Genomic DNA, 19,410 nt, shown 5'->3' on the forward strand with positions numbered 1-19,410 from the left:
GTTAGCCAAGCACGCGGCGTATCCCATCGACCAGCTGTTCGCTGACCACCTTCACTTTGGATGTGTGCGCCATATCGGCAGCGCTTGCGACCCAGATCGGGACGCTGATTTCTGCGACGTCGGGTTTGCGCGAAAGGCCTGGATTACTGTCAGCGAGAAACGTGGGAAGAAACCCCTGCCCGGCGCCTGCGGCGATCAACCCAATCTGCACCATAAAGCTATCAGAGCCCACGCCGAACTGAGACTTGCGCAAGGCATGTCGCATCCACTCGGCCGGCTTCGAACGCGACAATGGGCCCTCAAGCGTCAGCCACTTTTCATCCGCCCGCCCGGCGGCCGTTGGACCATACAGCGCAAATGTCAGAACGCCCGCTTTGATGCCGATCAGCGTGTCCTCCAACTGCTCTGCGGGCCTGACCGTGATATCCGCCGCGAGGCGGTTGAAGTCGAGATGCCGGTTTGCGCTATGAAGTGTCAGCCGCAAATCCGGGTAGGCCGCAGATATGTCCTGGACAATTCCCGGCAACACGCTTTGGCAAAGGCTGTCTGTTGACGTGATGCGGACAGGCCCTTTCAGCGCGGCCGTGCTGCCCGTCAGCAGGCGGTCCACTGCCATCACCGCATTCTCAACCTCCTGAGCCGCCTCTAAGACAGCCAGCTTGTCGGGCAACACGGAATAACCGCGCGCGCTGCGTAAAAATACGGGCTCGCCATGGCGTTCCTCGAACGCCGCGACCCGGCGCAACACGGTGGCATGGGTGACAGATAGGGCGCGGGCCGCCTCGCTCACCGACCCGGTCTCGGCGACCGCAAGCACAAAACGCAAATCATCCCAGTTTTGTCTGTGCATTAATCGCAATCCAATTCACAATAATGGAGAGTTCATTTTAAATAATGTTAGCGTACAGTTAACGTCATTACACCAGCTTTTTGGAGGACACCCAGATGAAAAAATCGACGATCCTTGCAATGTCTCTTGCGCTCGCAACCGGTACTGTCGCTATCGCAGGCGGCCATGGAGGCAACCCGGCGGTAATAGCACGCAACGCCCATATGGGCCTATATGGATACAACCTTGGCATTCTGGGCGATATGGCCAAAGGCACGACAGAATACAACGCCGACGCGGCAAAGACCGCGGCCACCAATCTGGCGACGCTCGCCGCGATGGATCAATCCAGCTACTGGCCCGAAGGCACGGCCCAGGGTGAGGTCGAAGGATCGCGCGCCAAGGCTGAGATCTGGACCGACGGTGGCGGCATCATGAAACACGTCGTCGAGTTGCAAACCGCGTCAGCTGCATTGGCCGACGTTGCCGGCAACGGGTTGGAAGCTCTTCAAGGTGGAATTGGCGGCGCGGGCAAGGTCTGCGGCGACTGCCACAAGGCCTATCGAGGGCCGCGCAACTAAGCGCCTATGTTGGGGCGTCTGTTCCGTTGGGGGGTGTTTCTGGGTCTGGTCGGGCTTGGCGCCTTCTGGTTTGTGACGATGCCGCAATCGGTCTCCGACGGGGAATTGACGGGGCTGACTGCGGATGCGGCGGCGGGCCAGCAGGTCTTCACCGCCGCCGGCTGCGCGTCCTGCCACGCGGCCCCAAAGACCGAGGCGGGAGACAAGCTTGTCCTCACGGGCGGGCAGACATTCCCGTCGCCCTTTGGCACTTTCACTGCGCCCAACATAAGCCAGGACCCCGATCACGGCATTGGCGGCTGGTCCGCGTCGGACCTGGCAAGCGCCGTCATTAAAGGCACCTCCCCCGACGGGCAGCACTATTTCCCCGCCTTCCCCTATGCCAGCTACGCCAAGATGACGCCTCAGGACGCGGTTAACCTGCACGCCTACATGCAAACGCTGCCTGCGGATGCCACGCCGTCTCAGCCGCATGACATAGGCTTCCCCTTCAACATCCGCCGCACGCTGGGCGGTTGGAAGATGCTGTTTGTCTCGGAAAGCTGGGTGCTGGATACAGACGATCCGCAATTGCAGCGCGGCCGCTATCTGGTGGAGGCGCTGGGCCATTGCGCTGAATGCCACACGCCGCGGAATGCGCTTGGCGGGCTGCAAAAGGACAATTGGATGCAAGGCGCGCCTGACCCCTCCGGCAAAGGCCGTATCCCGGGTGTCACCCCCGCCATTCTGGGCTGGTCGCAGGCCGACATCGCCGAATACCTGAACTCCGGCTTCACGCCGGAATTCGATACCGCAGGCGGCCACATGGTGGAGGTGGTGGAAAACACCGCTCAGCTGACGCAGGAAGACCGTGAGGCAATCGCCGCCTACCTTATGGCCCTGCCTAACTGACTAGCCGTACAAGTCATGCGCCCGCGCCTCAAAGGCGCGCACAACGCGCTGCATGGCCTCATTGAAAAACAGCCCCGCCGCCCCCTGCAGCAACCGCGATTTGAATTCGAAATCCACCTCAAAGGCCACCTCGCAGCCGCCCTCCACATCCACAAACTGCCACACGGACTCCAAATGCTTGATCGGCCCGTCCAGATATTCGGTGTCAATGCGCCGCGCCTCTCGGGCCAGCGTCACTTTCGATGTAAACCGCTCTCGGAACACTTTGAAACTGATCACCAAATCGGCAATCACTATTTCCACGCCGCCCTGATCCTCCCGCGACTTGATCCGCGCGGCGGCTGTCCAGGGCAGAAACTCGGGATACGAGGCCACATCCGCCACAAGTTCATACATCTGGTCAGCCGTAAACGGCAGGGTGCGGGTCTCGGAATGGCTGGGCATGTGTCGAAGATAAACCTTAGTGACGTCGCAACGGTTTTCGGTGCATAAAGCCCCAAGTTCAAGGGGGTAACATGTCTCATCCACCATACGAGATCGACCAGATGATCTCGGCCAAGTCCATCGCCGCCCGGATCGAGGACCTTGCCACCGAAATTCACGACCATTTCGAGGGCACCGACAAGCTGGTCATCGTCGGGCTTTTGCGCGGCTCCTTTGTCTTCATCGCCGATCTGGTGCGCGAGCTGGACCTGCCGGTTGAGGTCGATTTTCTTGAGGCATCCAGCTACGGCGACAGCACCGAGTCCTCGCGTGAAGTGCGTATTCTCAAAGACTTACGCGGCGAAATTCATGGTCGTGACGTGTTGGTGGTCGAAGACATCGTCGACACCGGCTTCACACTGTCCCATGTGGTCAAGCTGCTGGCCAACCGCGAACCCGCCCGCATGGAAACCGTGGCCCTTCTCGACAAACCGTCGCGGCGCGAGGTCGACGTCAAAGCCACCTGGACCGGTTTCGAAATCCCCGATGAATTTGTCGTGGGATACGGCATCGACTACGCCCAGAGGAACCGCAACCTGCCCTTTATTGGGAAGGTGCGGTTTACGTAATCGCCTGAAATCCGGCGTAGACGCCAATGTCCCGACCAGCACGTTGGATGAGCGTCCGCAAAGCCCCTCAATCTAAACACCCCAAGGCGGGCGGTTCAGCGCGTTGAATGAATGTCTGTTTTGAACCCTGAGTTACGTGAACACCCCTCATCGGAAAACAATGGTGCTGGCAATTTCTCGAGGAGAAATTGATCGCAAATCCTCTTTGAGGATTTGGCAGCAGACTTTTTTTAAAAGTCTGGTTAGTCCCGACACGCCCCAAGCCAAAACTTGACCTGACGCCAGAAACCGCAAATACCAGCTCAGTCAAAACCAAAAGGCCAACCCCATGAACCTCCACTGGCTCATACGCGCCAAACGATGGGCGCAGAACCCGCCCTCTGCGGCGCGGGTCAAGCTGGTCTTCACCATCATTGCCGCCTGCATCGCCATCGGCCTGATCGAGCATTATGTGGGTTGGCCCGAGTGGGCCACGGCGGAGCGTATTCCGCGAGTGCCCAAGTAAGTATTCGCGATTTTGCGAGACTGGGGTAGCCTCGCCCCATGCAGACCCATTCTGTAGAGACCAAACCGACCCACGCGCTGTCTGCGCTGATCCTTGGCCGCGCTGCGATGTTGGGCGTTTGGGCAATGCTGCCCCCCTCGCCCGCGCCAGTTGTGTTGTGGGGCTGCTTGCTGCTCGACACAATCATTCTACTTTGGCAAATCAGTCTTATCCGCGCGACTATCCGCAGCACCGGCCCCTCACTATGGTCCTATGTCCTGAGCATTGCGGGCCTCATCGCCATTGCGATTGTTGGCACCACCGGTCTGAACCAGCTGTCAAAGGCATGGCTCTTGCCGCCGCCTGCGATCAAATCGGCCCAGCCGTTGAAGGTGGACGGCCAGATTGCCTACCTCACCGGCCCAATTGATTTTGACACCTATGAGGCTATGAAGAAAACGCTGACCCTCTCCCCGCCTCCAACGGTCCTGCAGCTCAACAGCAGCGGCGGTCGTATCGGCGCCGCGCGCGGTGTGGCCCGCCTTGTGCGGGAGGCCGGGCTGGCCACGCATGTTGACGGCACCTGTGCCTCCGCCTGCACCCTAATCTTCGCCGCAGGCCCCCGTCGCACGATGTCAGGCAATGCTCGTATCGGGTTTCATGGCTACCGCTTGAACAGCAATGTGGCGACGCTCAATGCCAGCGAAGAACAAGACCGCGACAAAGCCGCGTTCATCGCCCAAGGCGTCGACGCCACTTTCCTCGACCGCGCCCTAGCGATTGCCCATGATGACATGTGGTTCCCCAGCACCGCAGAGCTGAAAAACGCAGGCGTGTTGACGAACTAAAAATCCGTCAATTTCATGATCGATACTTTGTTACAGAGGTTTAGCGTTTCCCCCGCACGCGCGGATCAGCCGCCCAGCTTCTTCAGTCGCGCCTCTCTCAGCCGGGCAAAGTCGTCGCCGGCATGATAGCTAGACCGCGTCAAAGGCGTGGCCGAGACCATCAGGAACCCTTTCCCGTAGGCCGCCTTTTCATAGGCCGCGAATTCCTCCGGTGTCACGAAGCGGTCCACACGGTGATGCTTCGGCGTGGGCTGAAGGTACTGCCCGATGGTCAGGAAATCGATATCCGCGGCCCGCATATCTTCCATAACCTGCACCACGGACTGCCGGTCTTCACCAAGGCCTACCATGATACCGGATTTGGTGAACATCGACGGGTCCAATTCCTTCACCCGCTGCAGCAGCCGCAACGAATGGAAGTACCGCGCCCCGGGCCGCACCTCAGGGTAAAGCCCCGGCACAGTTTCAAGGTTGTGGTTGAACACGTCAGGCCGCGCCTCGACCACCTGTTCCAGAACCTCCGGCGCGCAGCGGATGAAATCGGGCGTCAGGATCTCGATCGTGGTCGACGGCGAGCGTTTCCGGATCGCCCGGATGGTCTGCGCAAAATGCTCTGCCCCGCCGTCTTCGATGTCGTCACGGTCGACTGAGGTGATCACAACGTGGTTCAGGCCCAGTTTTTCGACCGCCGCAGCCACGCGGCCCGGTTCAAACACGTCCAGCGCCTCCGGCGGTTTGCCCGTCGCGATGTTGCAGAAGGTACAGGCCCGCGTGCAGACTTCGCCCATTATCATCATCGTTGCGTGGCCTTGCGACCAGCATTCGCCGACGTTAGGACAGCCCGCTTCTTCGCAAACGGTCACCAGCTTGTTGTCGCGCATGATCTTGGCGGTCGCTTTGTAACCTTCCCCCACCGGCGCTTTCACCCTGATCCACTTTGGTTTCTTGGGTTGGGCGTTGTCCGGCTTATGCGCCTTCTCAGGATGACGTTGATCGGGAATTTTCAAATCACGGGTGGCCATTTGGCTTGTCCTTTTGCGTTCAAGGACAATCTAGGGCGCGCCGCTCGCCGGGGCAAGGAAGCTGCGCGCATATCCGGTTTGCGCGTCGCATGCGGCGGTCAAATGAGTGCACAATTCATCCACCCACGCGGCATCCAGAGAGCTTGTCCTTCTGACAAGCGCCAATTTGCGGGCAGGTTCCGGATCGGCGAAGCGAGCAAGCGACAAATTTGGCGCCAAGCCCTCTGATTTGACCGCCAATTCCGGCAACAAAGTAAGTCCAAAACCTTCGGACACCAGACCGCAAAGCGTCGAAAGAGATGAGGCCCCCAGGTCGATTTGCCGGCGATCCGCCAATCCGCAGACGTCCAGGGCCTGATCTGCGAGACAATGCCCTTCATCCAAAAGCAACAGCTGCTCTGGGTCGATCTGTTTGGGCCGCAGTCGATCCGTTTGCCCCTGCAGGGACGCTATGCGGTCCGCGGGCCCGGCTAGCACAAATCTGTCGCTGCAGATCAGATGAGCCGTCAGTCGCTTGTCCTTCACCGGCAGCGCCATCACCGCTGCATCTAAATGACCCGACAACACGCCATCCAGAAGCCGCTCTGTCTGAGCTTCGCGAACCCGGATGTCCAATCCCGGTTCAGCGGCGCGAAGCGCTCTTAAGAGGTCAGGCAAGACATAGGGCGCGACCGTTGGGATGATGCCGAGCTTCAGATCGCCCGTCAGCCCGTCGCGCAGCCGCGCCGCCTGTTCAAGATCTTCAGCTTGCGCAAGAATTGGTAAAGCACGCGCCAGCACGTCTTCACCGGCGCGCGTCAGTTGTAAATCGCGGGGCATTCTCTCAACGAGTTGAACATCAAGATTGCCCTCTAATTCTTTGATTTGTTGTGACAAAGCAGACTGAGATATATTGCATCGTGCCGCTGCCGACCCGAAAGACCGGGCATCGGCAAGGGCAGCGAAGTAGGACAATTGGCGCAGGGTGATTTTCATAAGACTATCTTATGAAAGATCACCCACACATCAAGTTTTTCCGCCCCATTCCGGCCCCATACAGGGACCGGTGCCTCAGTCCCCGATTAACGCGCTAACCGACCCATGCCGCTCGACATAGTGCCGGCGCAACCGTTGCAACGCGATGCGGAGCACAACTTTACCGGAACGCGCAGACCAGCCCATCCGTTTCTCGGCAGCCTCAAGACCTTCGAGGAAACAGCAGCACCGCATGATGATGTCGCCCAAGCCTGGGCCCAGTTCGTTCAGCGCTGTCAAAATGCGCGCCCTTGCGGCCCGGGGGCCCTCACCGATACCGGCTCCCGACCCAAATGCGCCGCGATCGCCCGTTGTCATGAACCGATCCCAGTTCTGCGCCACCCTTGGTCCCATATGCGCCAATTCAAAATCTTCGCGAAACCGTTCACCGGCTTGCACCAGGTCCGTGTCCAGGAATGGTTTCCCGTCGCGATCCTTACGCCTGCCCAGCATGGTGAGCGGGCTTTCTGCAACATTGCACCTGACTGTAAGAGTTTGTTCCGGCTTGTTTGGGTCGGTGATGGATTTCTCTTCCCAAACCATGTGCTGGTCCTGAAAAGGGTCACCCTGCTCACGCGCCTTTCTGCTGTTCATGTCTTCGGCCAGATAGCGTTTCAGGGCTGCCCGCCCCGCCGTGGTGATGCTATAGCGGGCAACCCGCCCCGCTCCTGCGCAACTGATCCAGTCTTTCAGCGCAAAAGCCTGCGCAATGTCCCGATCCACCACCGCCGTGCGCACCGGTTCTGCGTCCGGTCGTGACCGCAACACGGCCGCCTTTCCCATCTCAGGTGCCAAGGCGAGGACCGCTCCGCTTTCGCACAGCCGTCGCAATATGCGGCGCGCCTCACGGGCCAATGTCTCTTCATCGGGCAACGCTTGCGGGCGGGCAAAGGCATTCATGTTCTGTTTTCCTTTCTTAATTTCTGAGCAGGTCGGCCGACGCATCAAGGCGCCAAGACCGTCCAGGGCTTCATCAATGAGAGGGTCGTCCCTTCGGTTTTCAAACCGGCGTACCTGGCGCAAAACGGTCGAGGGATGGCATCCTTCGACACGAGCGACATCACGAAGCGACAATCCATGCTCCACATGCTTCAAATACCTCTGCACTGGGGTGGGCACCCAGCCAGGAAAACCGCTTACTAATTGATTTTGATTAATAATATGCACGTTACGTCTACCCCCGTCGTCGAATGCAACACTGGCAGAATTGGGCGATCTTTCTTTAATCTTAGTTAACAAAGCCAGCATCGGCCCAAAATTGTTTCCAAATAATGAACAAACGAAAATGAACCGTTCGGCGGTCAATCAATGGCGCAACGGGTCGGTTTGGCGGCCTATTTCTGGGTCCGAGATTCGACCAACTAAAGATTTAGGAAATTAACAATGCCGAACGTCCACGACATTCTGACCACATTGCGCCGGCCACGCCTTTTGGTACGTGCGGCCCGCCATGGCCTCCACGACTACAACCGCAGACGAGACCTAAACCGCCTGACCGGGCAAAACGCACGGGCAAGCACCAGATCGATCGTCGAAAATCTGGTCGAGCAGGAAGAGCAGCTCGAAGAAACGCGCAAGGCAGGCGACGCGGCGTATCGCGCCTCCCACCACATTGAGCTGTTGGTCGCGTTGATGGCGGAATGCCAATTGCTTCCGCGCGCCACTCAGAGTTGACGATCAGACGAAGGCGTCCGGCATAGATTCCTTTTTCTGCCGGATATAGTCCTTCAACGCCTCGTCTATCGCAGGATCAAGGTGCGGCTGCTGGTAGTCATTTAGCAGTTTTTCAACCCGCGCTGAGGCCAAAGCCTGCGTATCGCGCGCGCCCTCGTCCTGCCAGGTTTCAAAGGGCTTGTAATCCAACAAATCAGACCGCCAGAATGCTTCCTTGAAATTGGCCTGCGTATGGGCACAGCCAAGATAGTGGCCGCCGGGTCCAACTTCCTCGATCGCGCCCATGGCTTGGGCGTTTTCATCGACAGAAACGCCCTTTGCAAGCCCGTGGAGGGTCCCAAGCTGATCAGCATCCATAACGAATTTTTCGAAGGAAGAGACCAGCCCACCTTCCAGCCAACCGCACCCGTGCAACATGAAGTTTACGCCCGCGAGAAGTCCCACATTCAGAGAATTCGATGTCTCGTAAGCCGCCTGCGCGTCGGGCAGTTTTGAACCGCAAAACGAACCGGCGGACCGGTATGGCAGCCCTAGCCGCCGCGCCAGCTGGCCAGCACCATAGGTGATATGCGCCGCCTCAGGCGTTCCAAATGTTGGCGCACCCGAGTTCATGTCGATGGAGGTCACAAAAGCGCCCATAATGACAGGTGCGCCGGGTCTTATCAGCTGGCTGTAGGCAACGCCCGCCAGCACCTCTGCCAGAACTTGGGTCAATGTGCCTGCCACAGAAACGGGCGCCATGGCGCCGCCCACAATGAAGGGCGAGACGATGCAGGCCTGGTTCGCCTTTGCGTACACCTCCAGCGCCCCCATCATGATCGAATCGAATGTCATGGGCGAGTTGATGTTGATCAACGAGGTCATCACCGTGCGGTCATTTAGCCCACCGAACAGGATGTCAGCCATTTCTACCGAATCCTGCGCGCGCTCCGGCTCTGTCACCGAGCCCATGAACGGCTTGTCGCTATAGGCCATGTGGGCGTACAGCATGTCCAGGTGGCGTTTGTTGACCGGGATGTCCGTGGGCTCGCACACCGTGCCGCCCGAATGGTGCAGCCATTTCGACATGTAGCCCAGCTTCACGAATTTCTCGAAATCCGCGATCGTCGCATAGCGCCGCCCGCCTTCGGCGTCGCGCACGAAAGGTGGCCCATAGACCGGGGCAATCACCAGGTTGCGGCCACCGATTTCGACGGAGCGTTCGGGATTGCGGGCGTGTTGCGTGATCATCGACGGCGCGGTCGAACACAGTTTGCGTGCCAGACCGCGTGGAATGCGAACCCGTTCACCTTCGACCTCGGCCCCCGCGTTACGCCAGCGGTCCAATGCTTGCGGGTTATCGACGAAATTGACGCCGATCTCGGCCAGCACCGTTTCGGCATTGGCCTCGATGATTTGCAAGGCCTCCTCGTCGAGGACTTCGAAATTCGGGATATTGCGCTCGATATATTTGGCGGTTTCGATGCTGACGGCGGTGCGTTCGGCACGGCGCGCTGCGCCTCCGCCGCCTCTGGTGCGGCGTCTGGGTGCGGCTGTCTCGGTCATAGGACGTGTTCCCCTGCAGAAATGTTGCTGTTCTCTTAGCGGCCCGCCCCTGCCTCGCGTTGGTGGAAACCGCCCCTTGGGACCAGAAAGCGACATTGGCCAAGCAATTTTCTTCGTCGAAGAAAATTCGCCCTGCTTGCACCCGCTGCGCGTTCGACCTAAGCCCATGCCCATGACAGAACAAAGCCACGAACGCCTGCTCATCATCGACTTCGGTTCTCAGGTCACGCAGCTGATTGCGCGCCGCCTGCGGGAGCTGAATGTCTATTGCGAAATCTACCCGTTCAACTTGGTCGACGACGCGTTCCTCGCAGAGTTCGCCCCCAAGGCGGTGATCTTCTCAGGCGGTCCCGCCTCGGTTGTACATGCGGGCTCTCCCCGCCCACCCGAGTCGGTCTTCGACCTGGACGTGCCGATCTTGGGTATTTGCTATGGCCAGCAGGTCATGATGGAGATGCTGGGCGGCAAAGTAGAGGGCGGCAAAATATCCGGCGGCGGCGGGACGGCCGAATTTGGCCGCGCCTTCGTCGTTCCCAACGGGGAGTTGGCGTTGCTGGATGGCTGGTTTGAGGCTGAAAAAGAACAGGTCTGGATGAGCCATGGCGACCACGTCGCCAAACTGGCCCCGGGATTTGAGGTCTACGGCACCTCCCCCAACGCGCCATATGCCATCACCGCCGATCTGTCCCGTAACTTCTATGCGGTGCAATTCCACCCCGAAGTGCACCACACGCCCAACGGCGCGAAATTGTATGAAAACTTCGTTAAGATGGCGGGTTTCACCGGCGACTGGACCATGGGGGCCTACCGCGAACAGGCTATTGCCGCGATTCGCGAGCAGGTCGGCGACAGCCACGTGATCTGCGGCCTGTCTGGCGGCGTCGACAGCTCCGTCGCGGCTGTGCTGCTGCACGAGGCAATTGGCGACCAGCTGACATGCGTGTTCGTAGACCACGGCTTGTTGCGCAAGGACGAGGCCGCAGAGGTCGTCACCATGTTCCGCGACAACTACAACATGAAGCTGATCCACGCCGACGAGCAGGACCTGTTTCTTGGCGAGCTGGAAGGCCAGTCCGACCCTGAGACCAAGCGCAAGATCATCGGCAAGCTGTTTATCGACGTGTTCCAGAAATATGCCAACGAGATCGAGGGCGCGGAATTCCTCGCCCAAGGCACGCTGTATCCGGATGTGATCGAAAGCGTCAGCTTCTCCGGTGGGCCATCGGTCACAATCAAATCTCACCACAATGTCGGCGGCTTGCCCGAGAAGATGGGCCTGAAACTGGTTGAACCGCTACGCGAGCTGTTCAAGGACGAGGTGCGCGCCTTGGGGATGGAACTGGGGCTTCCAAAATCCTTTATAGGCCGCCACCCCTTTCCCGGACCGGGCCTTGCAATTCGTTGCCCGGGCGAGATCACCCGCGCCAAGCTGGACATTCTGCGCGAAGCGGACGCCGTCTATATCGACCAAATTCGCAAACATGGGCTGTATGACGAGATCTGGCAGGCCTTCGTGGCAATCCTGCCGGTCAAAACCGTGGGCGTCATGGGCGACGGGCGGACGTATGACTACGCCTGCGCGCTGCGGGCGGTCACATCGGTCGACGGCATGACGGCGGATTACTACCCGTTCGAGCATGATTTCTTGGGCGAAACCGCCACCCGCATCATCAACGAGGTGCCTGGGATCAACCGCGTGACCTATGACATAACCTCGAAACCCCCCGGCACGATTGAGTGGGAATAACCCTTGCTTCGCAGGCTAAGGACGCTTGCCGCATTAGTCTTAATGGCGGTTGCCGTGTCGGCACTCGGCATCATCGGTGTGGCGCTGTTCAACCCCGCATTTGATGCCGAAAACGCCCCTCCCACGGAGATGATCGTCGTGCTCGGCGCAGGGATGGACCCTGATGGCACGCTGCACCGGTCTTCCAGGCTGCGGGTCGAAACCGGCGTGAAGCTGTGGCACGCCAAGGCCGCTACGCGCATCCATTTCGCTGGTGGCAGGGCCATTGAAAACGGCCCCTCGGCGGGGGAGCAGATGGCCGCATTGGCGCGATCAATGGGCGTTCCTGCAGACGCCATATCACATGAAGATCGGTCCCTATCTACCCTGCAGAACGCATATTTTTCGCATCCTTTTGTCGCAGAGGCCCGCAGCATCCGACTGGTGTCAGAAGGGTTTCATCTGCTGCGCGGATCGTTTTCGTTCAGATGGTCCGCATGGCATCACGGCACCGCACAGCCAAAAATTCGTCTCAGCCATTCCGAACGGTTTCGCGCCACGTCACCCGGCTCCCGTTTTCCCGCGATCACCATGGTCTTGCGGGAGGTTGCCGCGTTTTGGTTTAATGGAATACGCGTGATAGGCTTCGAGTTGGGCGGCGTCGCCGGCATCACTTTGGAGACACGGGAACCATGGCTCGACTGACGTTATTCGCATTTGCACTCGCGGCATGGCCCGCGTTGGCACAGGACAACCTGCCGCCCCTCGCGTGCGAAGGCGACACGCCGGACTGGCAGCTGGGGCTCTACGAGGAGACCGCGCAATTCAACTATAACGGCAAAGCGTTGGACATGACTGTCCCGCAGATCACGCATGCCGAGAGCGCGGACTTCCCCAAGGCGCTGACCCTATTGGCCGCGCGGGACACCGCGATTGTGATCTTGAACAAGCGCCGATGCGACAGCGACTTCGTCACCGCCTTCCCCTTCGAGGTCAACATCCTGACCCAAAAGGGTGAAACGCCCGTCATTTTGACCGGCTGCTGCACCGTCGCAGAATAGTCAGCGCAGCGCGTCGATCAACAGCTCCGCGCCGAATTCGCCCACCGCGCAGGCCGATAGGTAGCCTTTCTGGCCGATATCGAACCATTCCGCCCGCGCCTCTAACCCGATGGAGACTTTGGGACCAACAGACAGAGGGTCCCTGCCCCAATGGCTGTCGGTCATTGGCTCGGCATCGAAAAGCGCGCGCAGATCCAGCTGCGGTGCGCCCGCTTCAGCCAGAATGAACCCGGCAATACATTCCACCTGCCGCGTGACCCAGCCGCGCAGCTTGTCTTCATCGTCGCGCCGTTTTCGAATTTCGAGCAACGCGACATCCGCAACCCCGTGGCGCACCTGAACTGCGTGCCCGTAGACATGGGCGAGCTCATACATTTCTTCCAGGCCAAAATGGGCATTGAGGCGATAGAGAAGCACGTTTCTAGTCGTGCAAAACGCCACCTGAGGGTTCACGCTCGCATCCGCTCCGCACTCCCCTTCCATGCGAACCACAGGTTCCAACGACGGCAGGTTGCTGAAGAGCTTTTGCGCTACATCCTCTATGTCGCTTGGTGTCTTAATGATGGCTTGGCCAGCTGCCGAAGAGGCAGCGAGCGCAAGGCCCACGGCTAAGAAGATATGGCGCATTGCATTTTCCCCGAACTGGGCACAAGAGTAGCGCCAACATCCATTCATCGCCAGAGCAACCCGTGCCCTCAGCTACCGACGCCTCGAACCCAGTCAGGGCCGCCACTTGGATGATCGGCGCAATTGCCTCGTTTAGCGCCATGGCTGTCGCTGGTCGTGCGGTGTCGGCAGAGCTCGATACATTCGAGTTGATGATGTACCGGTCCTTCATCGGCATTGCGCTTGTCGTTGGCATTTCGGGCGCGTTGGGCAAGTTGAACGACATATCGACGCAAAATATGCCTTTGCATCTGGCCCGAAACATTTCGCATTTTGCCGGACAGAACTTCTGGTTCGCCGCGATCACCATGATCCCGTTGGCGCAAGTCATCGCACTGGAATTCACCTCCCCAATCTGGATCGCGCTGCTGGCCCCGATCTTTCTGGCCGAAAAATTGACCCGTTTGCGCCTACTTGTGGCGGCGCTGGGGTTTGCTGGGGCAATGATCGTCGCACGACCGGATTTTTCGAATGTGGAGCCAGGTGTCATCTTCGCTGCGGCTGCGGCGATCGGTTTTGCCGGGTCAGCTATATTCACCAAGATATTGACCCGCACCGAACCCATTATCTCGATCCTGTTCTGGCTCACCGTCATGCAGGCTGTGTTTGGCGTAATCTGTTCCGCAATTGACGGCGATGTCGCCATCCCATCAGTGGCAATAATGCCGTGGGTTGGGGTGGTCGCGATCACGGGACTGGCTGCCCATTTCTGCCTGACAACCGCGCTGTCCTATGCGCCGGCAACAATCGTGATGCCTTTCGATTTCGCCAGGCTTCCGGTGATCGCATTGATCGGGGTTTGGTTGTACTCCGAGCCATTGGAATGGCCCGTATTGTTGGGGGCATGCATCATTTTCGGCGCAAATTACCTAAACATTTCAGCGGAAAGTCGGCGCAACAGGGCGCTCAGGTAACCGTTCCCTTAGGTCACCTGTGCGATTTAGGACACGCTTTGGGCACCTTGGAAGGATTTCAAGGGGGGTGCGCGGTCTGACGCAGGGTCACAAATTGACGCAGTTTCAAAACCGCCGCTATTTTGGTCACAAGGAAATTACAAACGTCTTCCGGGAGGGACACCCATGAAACGCATCACCACAGCCGCAGTTGTTTTGGCCGCAACAACCTCGATGGCATCTGCAGGCGGTATCGACCGCTCAGGTCAATCGCTCCGCGCTCTTTTCGAAGACGGCGGCGAAACGGGCAACTATGCCGAGCTCTCCTATTCTTTCGCCGACCCTACCGCCAACGGCAGCTTGGGCAGCGATGACGGCCTCGACGCCTATTCGCAGTTTGGTCTGGCATACAAAACGAACCTCACGGATCAGCTTAGCTTCGCTCTGATCCTGGACACGCCTTTTGCGGCGAACGTGACCTACGGCGCTGGCCCCTTCGCTGGCGGTACCGCGCAAATCGACAGCACCGCGTTCACAGGTGTCTTGCGCTACAAGTTCAATAACGGCTTCAGCGTACATGGCGGCCTACGTCTGCAAGAACTGGGTGGCACAATTGTGTCTATCGGTTTGCTGCAAGCCGAATCCGACCTTGAGCTTGGTTACGTCGCCGGTGTTGCTTACGAACGCCCCGACATCGCCCTTCGCGTAGCGCTGACATATAACAGCGAAATTGACCACGGGCTGACCGGCACCGAAAATGTGGTCAACCCAACAGCATTCACGGTGACAACGCCGGCCAGCTGGAACCTCGACTTCCAAACCGGCATCGCTGAAAACACGTTGTTGTTCGGTTCGGTTCGCTACGTGGAATGGGCTGGCTTTAACCTGACCACACCCGGTCTGGGCACCTATGCAAACTTCACTGCAAATACGACATCCTACACATTGGGCGTTGGACGCAAATTCAACGAAAATTGGTCTGGCGCGGTGACCATTGGTTACGAATCCCCAACAACACGTCCGACGACAACGCCTTTGGCGCCAACCGCCGGTTTCCGCAGCATCGGCCTCGGCGCGACCTACACGCAAGGCAACACCAAGATTTCTGGCGGTGTTACCTACGGCAAGCTGGGCGATCAGAGCTTCGGGCCAGTGACTTGGACGGATAACGACGTCTTCGGTGCAGGCGTTCGCGTCGGGTTCAACTTCTAAACCGACCCCAAAAAAACAAATTTCTGAAACGCCCTGTCGGAAACGGCAGGGCGTTTTCAGTTTCAAAACAGGGTTTCAGGCAAGTTTCGGGTCGCGGGCAGAGCTACTTCCGCGTTAGCTGCGCACATGAACGCACAAATATCCCTGTCCTCCCGCGCTTGGTTCGAGCTGGCGCTGCTCTCGGCCATATGGGGCGCTTCTTTCCTGTCAATCCGGGTCGCGCTGGACGAAATACCGGTGATGACGGCCGTGGCGCATCGCGTCTTCTGGGCAGCGTTGATCTTGTGGCTTTACGTGCTGTTGCGCCGCCTGCCCGTGCCCGGCACAGCGCGGATATGGGGGGCCTGTCTGGTCATGGGGCTGTTGAACAACGCCATTCCGTTCACGCTGATGGCATGGGGCCAGCTGTATATCGAAACCGGGCTGACCTCGATCTTCAACGCTGCAACCGCGATCTTTGGCGTGCTTGTGGCAGCGATCGTCTTCACGGATGAGCGGCTGACGCCCAACCGCATCATCGGGGTCTTGATCGGCTTCGCGGGCGTCACGGTCGCCATTGGGATTGAAAACCTGACGCAGTTTGATATCCGATCCATGGCGCAATTGGCGGTCTTGCTGGGCACAGTGTCCTACGCATTGGCCGGCTCGTGGGCGCGCGCGACGATGAGCGGGCTGGCCCCGCAGGTCGCCGCCGCCGGGATGTTGACCGGCTCCACACTCATCATGGTGCCGCTGGCTTTCTTCATCGACGGCGCGCCGCAGCTGGCGCTGCAAACCGACACCATTCTGGCCGTGGGCTACTACGCCATCATCGCCACGGCCGGGGCCTACCTGCTCTATTACCGGGTGCTGGCCATGGCTGGCTCGGGCAACCTGATGCTGTGCACATTGCTGATTGTGCCGGTTGCGATCACGCTGGGCGTATTGGTGCGCGGCGAGACACTCAGCCCACAGGCCTTGGCCGGGTTCGCGCTGCTGGCGCTGGGACTGCTGATACTCGATGGCCGCATCTTGCGGCTTTTGCGCAAATCCCCCTAGCGGCGTCGCGGCAGCGGCGCTAACACAGGTGCCGGGGAAATGGAGACGCGTGATGAGATACAATTCAGGCAAAGACTGGCTGAACGCCAAATCCAAACGCGTGCTGTTCTTCGGCATGTCCGGCCTTGGAAAAACGCATGTTTCCAACATGTTGCGCGCCTCAGGCCAATGGTTTCATTACTCCGCGGACTACCGCATCGGTACGCGTTACATGGGCGAATACATCACCGACAATTTCAAACGCCGCGCCATGCAGGACCCGTTTCTGGCGGAGCTTCTACGCTCAGACAGCATCTACATTGCGTCGAACCTGACCTTTGACGACCTGTCGCCTCTGTCCACCTATCTGGGCAAACCCGGCGATCCGGCAAAGGGCGGTTTGAGCTTCGACGAATACCAGAAGCGTCAGGCGCAACATCACCGCGCGGAGGTGGCAGCCTTGTATGACACCGCGCATTTCATTGACCGCGCCAAGGATCTGTATGGCTACGATAACTTCGTGTGCGACAGCGGCGGCTCCACCTGCGAGGTAGTCGACCCGTTCGACAAAGACGACGCGTTGTTGTCAGCCCTCGCCGAAGACCATCTGATGGTCTGGATCGAAGGTTCGAAAGAACATGAGGCTGAACTGGTGCGCCGCTTCAAACGCGCGCCAAAGCCGATGTGTTACCGGCCCGAGTTTCTGAGCAATATCTGGGACGAATATCTCAACAAAAACAAAGTGAAAGAGGGCGACGTTGACCCTAACGACTTTGTCACTTTCACTTACGCCCGCGCCATTTCGCAGCGTGAGCCACGCTACCGCGCCATGTTTGAAAACTTCGGGGTGAAGGTCTCCCATACCGACTTGGCGAAATGCACCACGCCGGATGGTCTCGATCAGTTGATCGCCCACACACTTGGCAACGACTAGTTCGCGGCCTACCTAGTCAGTCCACACCGAAGGAACGCCTGCCATGCCTATTCGCCTGCCCTCCACCCTGCCCGCCTTCAAGGTGTTGAAGGATGAGGGCGTGATGGTGATGGGCCTGGCCGAGGCTGACCGGCAGGACATCCGCCCGCTGCGCATCGCGCTGTTGAACCTGATGCCAAAGAAAATCCAGACGGAGAACCAATTTGGCCGGCTGATCGGGTCCACCCCGCTGCAGATCGACCTGACCCTGATCCGCATGTCGGAGCACCAGACCAAGAACACCGCCGCCGCGCATATGGAAGAGTTCTATCGCCCGTTCCAAGAGGTGAAGGGTGAGAAATTCGACGGGCTGATCATCACCGGCGCGCCGATAGAGCATTTGCCCTTTGAAGACGTCACCTATTGGGACGAGCTCCTGGAGGTGATGGCCTGGACACAAACCAACGTGCACGCAACCTTCGGCATTTGCTGGGGCGCCATGGCGATGCTGAAGCATTTCCATGGGGTCGACAAACATATGCTCGATGCCAAGGCGTTTGGGTGTTTCAAGCAGTCCAATTTGGATGAAACCTCACCCTACCTAAACGGGTTCTCCGATGAATGCGTGATTCCGGTCTCCCGCTGGACGGAAGTGAAGCAGGCGGAAGTTGACGCCGCAGGCAGCGGATTGAAAACACTGCTGGGTAGCCAGGACACCGGCCCCTGCCTGATCGAGGACCCGGCGCACCGGGCGCTCTATATCTTCAATCACTTCGAGTATGACAATGACACGCTTAAGCAGGAATATGACCGCGACGTTGCCGCTGGCACGCCGATCAACGTACCGATGAATTACTACCCGGATGATGATCCGGCAAAAAAACCGTTCAACCGTTGGCGCAGCCATGCGCATCTGCTCTATGGCAACTGGATCAATCAAATCTATCAGACGACACCGTTTGACGTGGATAAGATCGGTGCGTAAGGCCTTGAAAATAATCGCAATCGGTGCGGTGACGGTGCTGGCATCCTGCGCGGCTTATGTGGAAGGGTCCAACATGAAGATTGACCGGGCCGCGTTAGCGGAGACGCCGCCCTCGGGGCAGTTTATCGACGTGGACGGCACCAAGGTACATTACCAGATCGAAGGGTCAGGCCCTGATCTGGTGATGATCCACGGCGCGGGCGGCAGCTTGCGGGATTACACGTTCTCCATCGTCGACGCGCTCAAATCTGACTTCCGCGTTATCCTGTTCGACCGCCCCGGCCACGGCTACACCGAACGGATCGCAGACCGCGCAAATTTGGGAGAAACCCCGCAGGAACAGGCCGCCCTGTTGTCAAAGGCCGCTGACCAGATCGGCGTAAAAAATGCTGTGGTGGTCGGGCATTCCTACGGCGGCGCGGTCTCGCTGGCTTGGGTCTTGAACCATTCAGAGCAGGTGCGCGGGCTGGTCATGCTGGCGGGAGTGTCCAACGAGTGGCCCGGTGATCTGGGCAGCTGGTACACCATCACCAATTCTTGGCTGGGGCGGAACTTGTTGATTCCCACCGCATCAGCCCTTGCCTCGCGCAAACGCATTGAGGACACGACAGCAGGCATCTTTGAACCCAACGCGGTGCCTGAGGGCTATCTCGACCATATGGGCGTCGCGCTGTCCAAGAACAAAACCATCCTGCATGCCACCACGCAGCAGGTGAACGGGTTGAAGCCGGAGATCATCAAGATGGAGGCGCGCTATCCGTCGATCTCAATGCCCGTCGAAATTGTGCATGGCGACCGCGATACCACCGTGCCGCTGGACGTGCATGGGCGGGTGCTGGTCACGCAGGTGCCCGGCGCAAACCTCACGGTACTGGAAGGGGTCGGCCACATGCCGCAGCATATCGCCGAGGCTCAGGTCATAGCCGCCATCAAACGCGCCGCGAAACGGGCTGGCCTGCGCTAGGCATCCACGCCATACTGCGCGCTGACTTAACGG

Annotated in this window: 22 protein-coding genes; 15 read left to right on the forward strand and 7 right to left on the reverse strand. The window is 59.0% G+C overall.

Features of this window, described 5'->3' with window-relative positions:
• Window position 1: 1 nt before the first annotated feature.
• Window positions 2-850, reverse strand: coding sequence for a LysR family transcriptional regulator (locus tag Q0899_RS04655; protein WP_298357469.1), 849 nt, complete (start codon window positions 848-850; stop codon window positions 2-4).
• 95 nt (window positions 851-945) lie between these two features.
• Between Q0899_RS04655 and Q0899_RS04660 the strand changes: the two genes are divergently transcribed.
• Together Q0899_RS04660 and Q0899_RS04665 are read left to right on the forward strand one after the other, a co-directional pair.
• On the forward strand, window positions 946-1,410 hold the full coding sequence (locus tag Q0899_RS04660) for a cytochrome c (protein WP_299191233.1): 465 nt from the start codon (window positions 946-948) through the stop codon (window positions 1,408-1,410).
• 6 nt (window positions 1,411-1,416) lie between these two features.
• The gene (locus Q0899_RS04665) at window positions 1,417-2,301 is read left to right on the forward strand and encodes a cytochrome c (protein WP_299191234.1); all 885 of its coding nucleotides are present in this window, start codon (window positions 1,417-1,419) and stop codon (window positions 2,299-2,301) included.
• On the opposite strand, the gene Q0899_RS04670 is transcribed toward Q0899_RS04665, so the two are convergent.
• The gene (locus Q0899_RS04670) at window positions 2,302-2,745 is read right to left on the reverse strand and encodes a type II toxin-antitoxin system RatA family toxin (RefSeq protein WP_298290969.1); all 444 of its coding nucleotides are present in this window, start codon (window positions 2,743-2,745) and stop codon (window positions 2,302-2,304) included.
• 71 nt (window positions 2,746-2,816) lie between these two features.
• On the opposite strand from Q0899_RS04670, the gene hpt reads away from it, so the two are divergent.
• From hpt to Q0899_RS04685, 3 genes are all read left to right on the forward strand, one after another.
• Window positions 2,817-3,353, forward strand: coding sequence for a hypoxanthine phosphoribosyltransferase (hpt, locus tag Q0899_RS04675; protein WP_298290966.1), 537 nt, complete (start codon window positions 2,817-2,819; stop codon window positions 3,351-3,353).
• A gap of 328 nt (window positions 3,354-3,681) precedes the next feature.
• Window positions 3,682-3,858, forward strand: coding sequence for a hypothetical protein (locus tag Q0899_RS04680; RefSeq protein WP_298290963.1), 177 nt, complete (start codon window positions 3,682-3,684; stop codon window positions 3,856-3,858).
• 38 nt (window positions 3,859-3,896) lie between these two features.
• Entirely contained in the window at window positions 3,897-4,685 is a 789-nt protein-coding gene (locus tag Q0899_RS04685; RefSeq protein WP_299191235.1) for a hypothetical protein, read from the forward strand.
• A gap of 65 nt (window positions 4,686-4,750) precedes the next feature.
• Here Q0899_RS04685 and lipA read toward each other — a convergent pair whose 3' ends face one another.
• The 3 genes from lipA to Q0899_RS04700 form a co-directional block, all read right to left on the reverse strand.
• Window positions 4,751-5,707 (reverse strand): lipoyl synthase, encoded by a 957-nt coding sequence (gene lipA, locus Q0899_RS04690; protein ID WP_298290955.1) that lies wholly within the window; start codon window positions 5,705-5,707, stop codon window positions 4,751-4,753.
• 30 nt (window positions 5,708-5,737) lie between these two features.
• Complete coding sequence (locus Q0899_RS04695) at window positions 5,738-6,682, reverse strand: hydrogen peroxide-inducible genes activator (RefSeq protein WP_299191236.1); 945 nt, start codon at window positions 6,680-6,682, stop codon at window positions 5,738-5,740.
• Between the two features lie 75 nt (window positions 6,683-6,757).
• Complete coding sequence (locus Q0899_RS04700) at window positions 6,758-8,026, reverse strand: DUF6456 domain-containing protein (protein ID WP_298290947.1); 1,269 nt, start codon at window positions 8,024-8,026, stop codon at window positions 6,758-6,760.
• Between the two features lie 78 nt (window positions 8,027-8,104).
• On the opposite strand from Q0899_RS04700, the gene Q0899_RS04705 reads away from it, so the two are divergent.
• A complete protein-coding gene (locus Q0899_RS04705) occupies window positions 8,105-8,395 on the forward strand; it encodes a DUF6477 family protein (RefSeq protein WP_298290944.1) in 291 nt (96 codons plus the stop codon).
• Between the two features lie 3 nt (window positions 8,396-8,398).
• Here the strand turns inward: Q0899_RS04705 and Q0899_RS04710 are convergent, their stop codons facing one another.
• Window positions 8,399-9,940, reverse strand: coding sequence for a trimethylamine methyltransferase family protein (locus Q0899_RS04710; RefSeq protein ID WP_299191237.1), 1,542 nt, complete (start codon window positions 9,938-9,940; stop codon window positions 8,399-8,401).
• A 172-nt stretch (window positions 9,941-10,112) separates the two neighbouring features.
• Between Q0899_RS04710 and guaA the strand changes: the two genes are divergently transcribed.
• The 3 genes from guaA to Q0899_RS04725 are packed head-to-tail and all read left to right on the forward strand — an operon-like array spanning window position 10,113 to window position 12,727.
• Complete coding sequence (gene guaA, locus Q0899_RS04715; RefSeq protein ID WP_299191238.1) at window positions 10,113-11,687, forward strand: glutamine-hydrolyzing GMP synthase; 1,575 nt, start codon at window positions 10,113-10,115, stop codon at window positions 11,685-11,687.
• Between the two features lie 54 nt (window positions 11,688-11,741).
• The gene (locus Q0899_RS04720; protein WP_299191239.1) at window positions 11,742-12,371 is read left to right on the forward strand and encodes a YdcF family protein; all 630 of its coding nucleotides are present in this window, start codon (window positions 11,742-11,744) and stop codon (window positions 12,369-12,371) included.
• Complete coding sequence (locus Q0899_RS04725; protein ID WP_299191240.1) at window positions 12,359-12,727, forward strand: hypothetical protein; 369 nt, start codon at window positions 12,359-12,361, stop codon at window positions 12,725-12,727. Before Q0899_RS04720 ends, Q0899_RS04725 begins: the two co-directional genes overlap by 13 nt.
• Here the strand turns inward: Q0899_RS04725 and Q0899_RS04730 are convergent, their stop codons facing one another.
• The gene (locus Q0899_RS04730; protein WP_299191241.1) at window positions 12,728-13,354 is read right to left on the reverse strand and encodes a hypothetical protein; all 627 of its coding nucleotides are present in this window, start codon (window positions 13,352-13,354) and stop codon (window positions 12,728-12,730) included. It lies immediately after the preceding gene.
• A 62-nt stretch (window positions 13,355-13,416) separates the two neighbouring features.
• Here Q0899_RS04730 and Q0899_RS04735 point away from each other — a divergent pair, with 62 nt between their 5' ends.
• The 6 genes from Q0899_RS04735 to Q0899_RS04760 all read left to right on the forward strand — a co-directional run bounded on the left by Q0899_RS04735 (window position 13,417) and on the right by Q0899_RS04760 (window position 19,377).
• Window positions 13,417-14,307 (forward strand): DMT family transporter, encoded by an 891-nt coding sequence (locus Q0899_RS04735; RefSeq protein ID WP_366942093.1) that lies wholly within the window; start codon window positions 13,417-13,419, stop codon window positions 14,305-14,307.
• Window positions 14,308-14,472: 165 nt separating this feature from the next.
• Window positions 14,473-15,498 carry an outer membrane beta-barrel protein gene (locus Q0899_RS04740; RefSeq protein ID WP_298357438.1) on the forward strand — a complete coding sequence of 342 codons (1,026 nt, stop codon included), beginning with the start codon at window positions 14,473-14,475 and terminating at the stop codon, window positions 15,496-15,498.
• A gap of 126 nt (window positions 15,499-15,624) precedes the next feature.
• Window positions 15,625-16,536, forward strand: a complete 912-nt coding sequence (locus Q0899_RS04745) for a DMT family transporter (protein ID WP_299191242.1) — start codon at window positions 15,625-15,627, stop codon at window positions 16,534-16,536.
• A 52-nt stretch (window positions 16,537-16,588) separates the two neighbouring features.
• Complete coding sequence (locus Q0899_RS04750; protein ID WP_298290920.1) at window positions 16,589-17,449, forward strand: ATPase; 861 nt, start codon at window positions 16,589-16,591, stop codon at window positions 17,447-17,449.
• A gap of 43 nt (window positions 17,450-17,492) precedes the next feature.
• Window positions 17,493-18,413 carry a homoserine O-succinyltransferase gene (metA, locus tag Q0899_RS04755; RefSeq protein ID WP_298290917.1) on the forward strand — a complete coding sequence of 307 codons (921 nt, stop codon included), beginning with the start codon at window positions 17,493-17,495 and terminating at the stop codon, window positions 18,411-18,413.
• A gap of 4 nt (window positions 18,414-18,417) precedes the next feature.
• Complete coding sequence (locus Q0899_RS04760) at window positions 18,418-19,377, forward strand: alpha/beta hydrolase (protein ID WP_298290914.1); 960 nt, start codon at window positions 18,418-18,420, stop codon at window positions 19,375-19,377.
• Window positions 19,378-19,410: the final 33 nt, after the last annotated feature.

It is taken from the genome of uncultured Litoreibacter sp. (genome assembly GCF_947501785.1).
Classification (GTDB): Bacteria; Pseudomonadota; Alphaproteobacteria; order Rhodobacterales; family Rhodobacteraceae; genus Litoreibacter.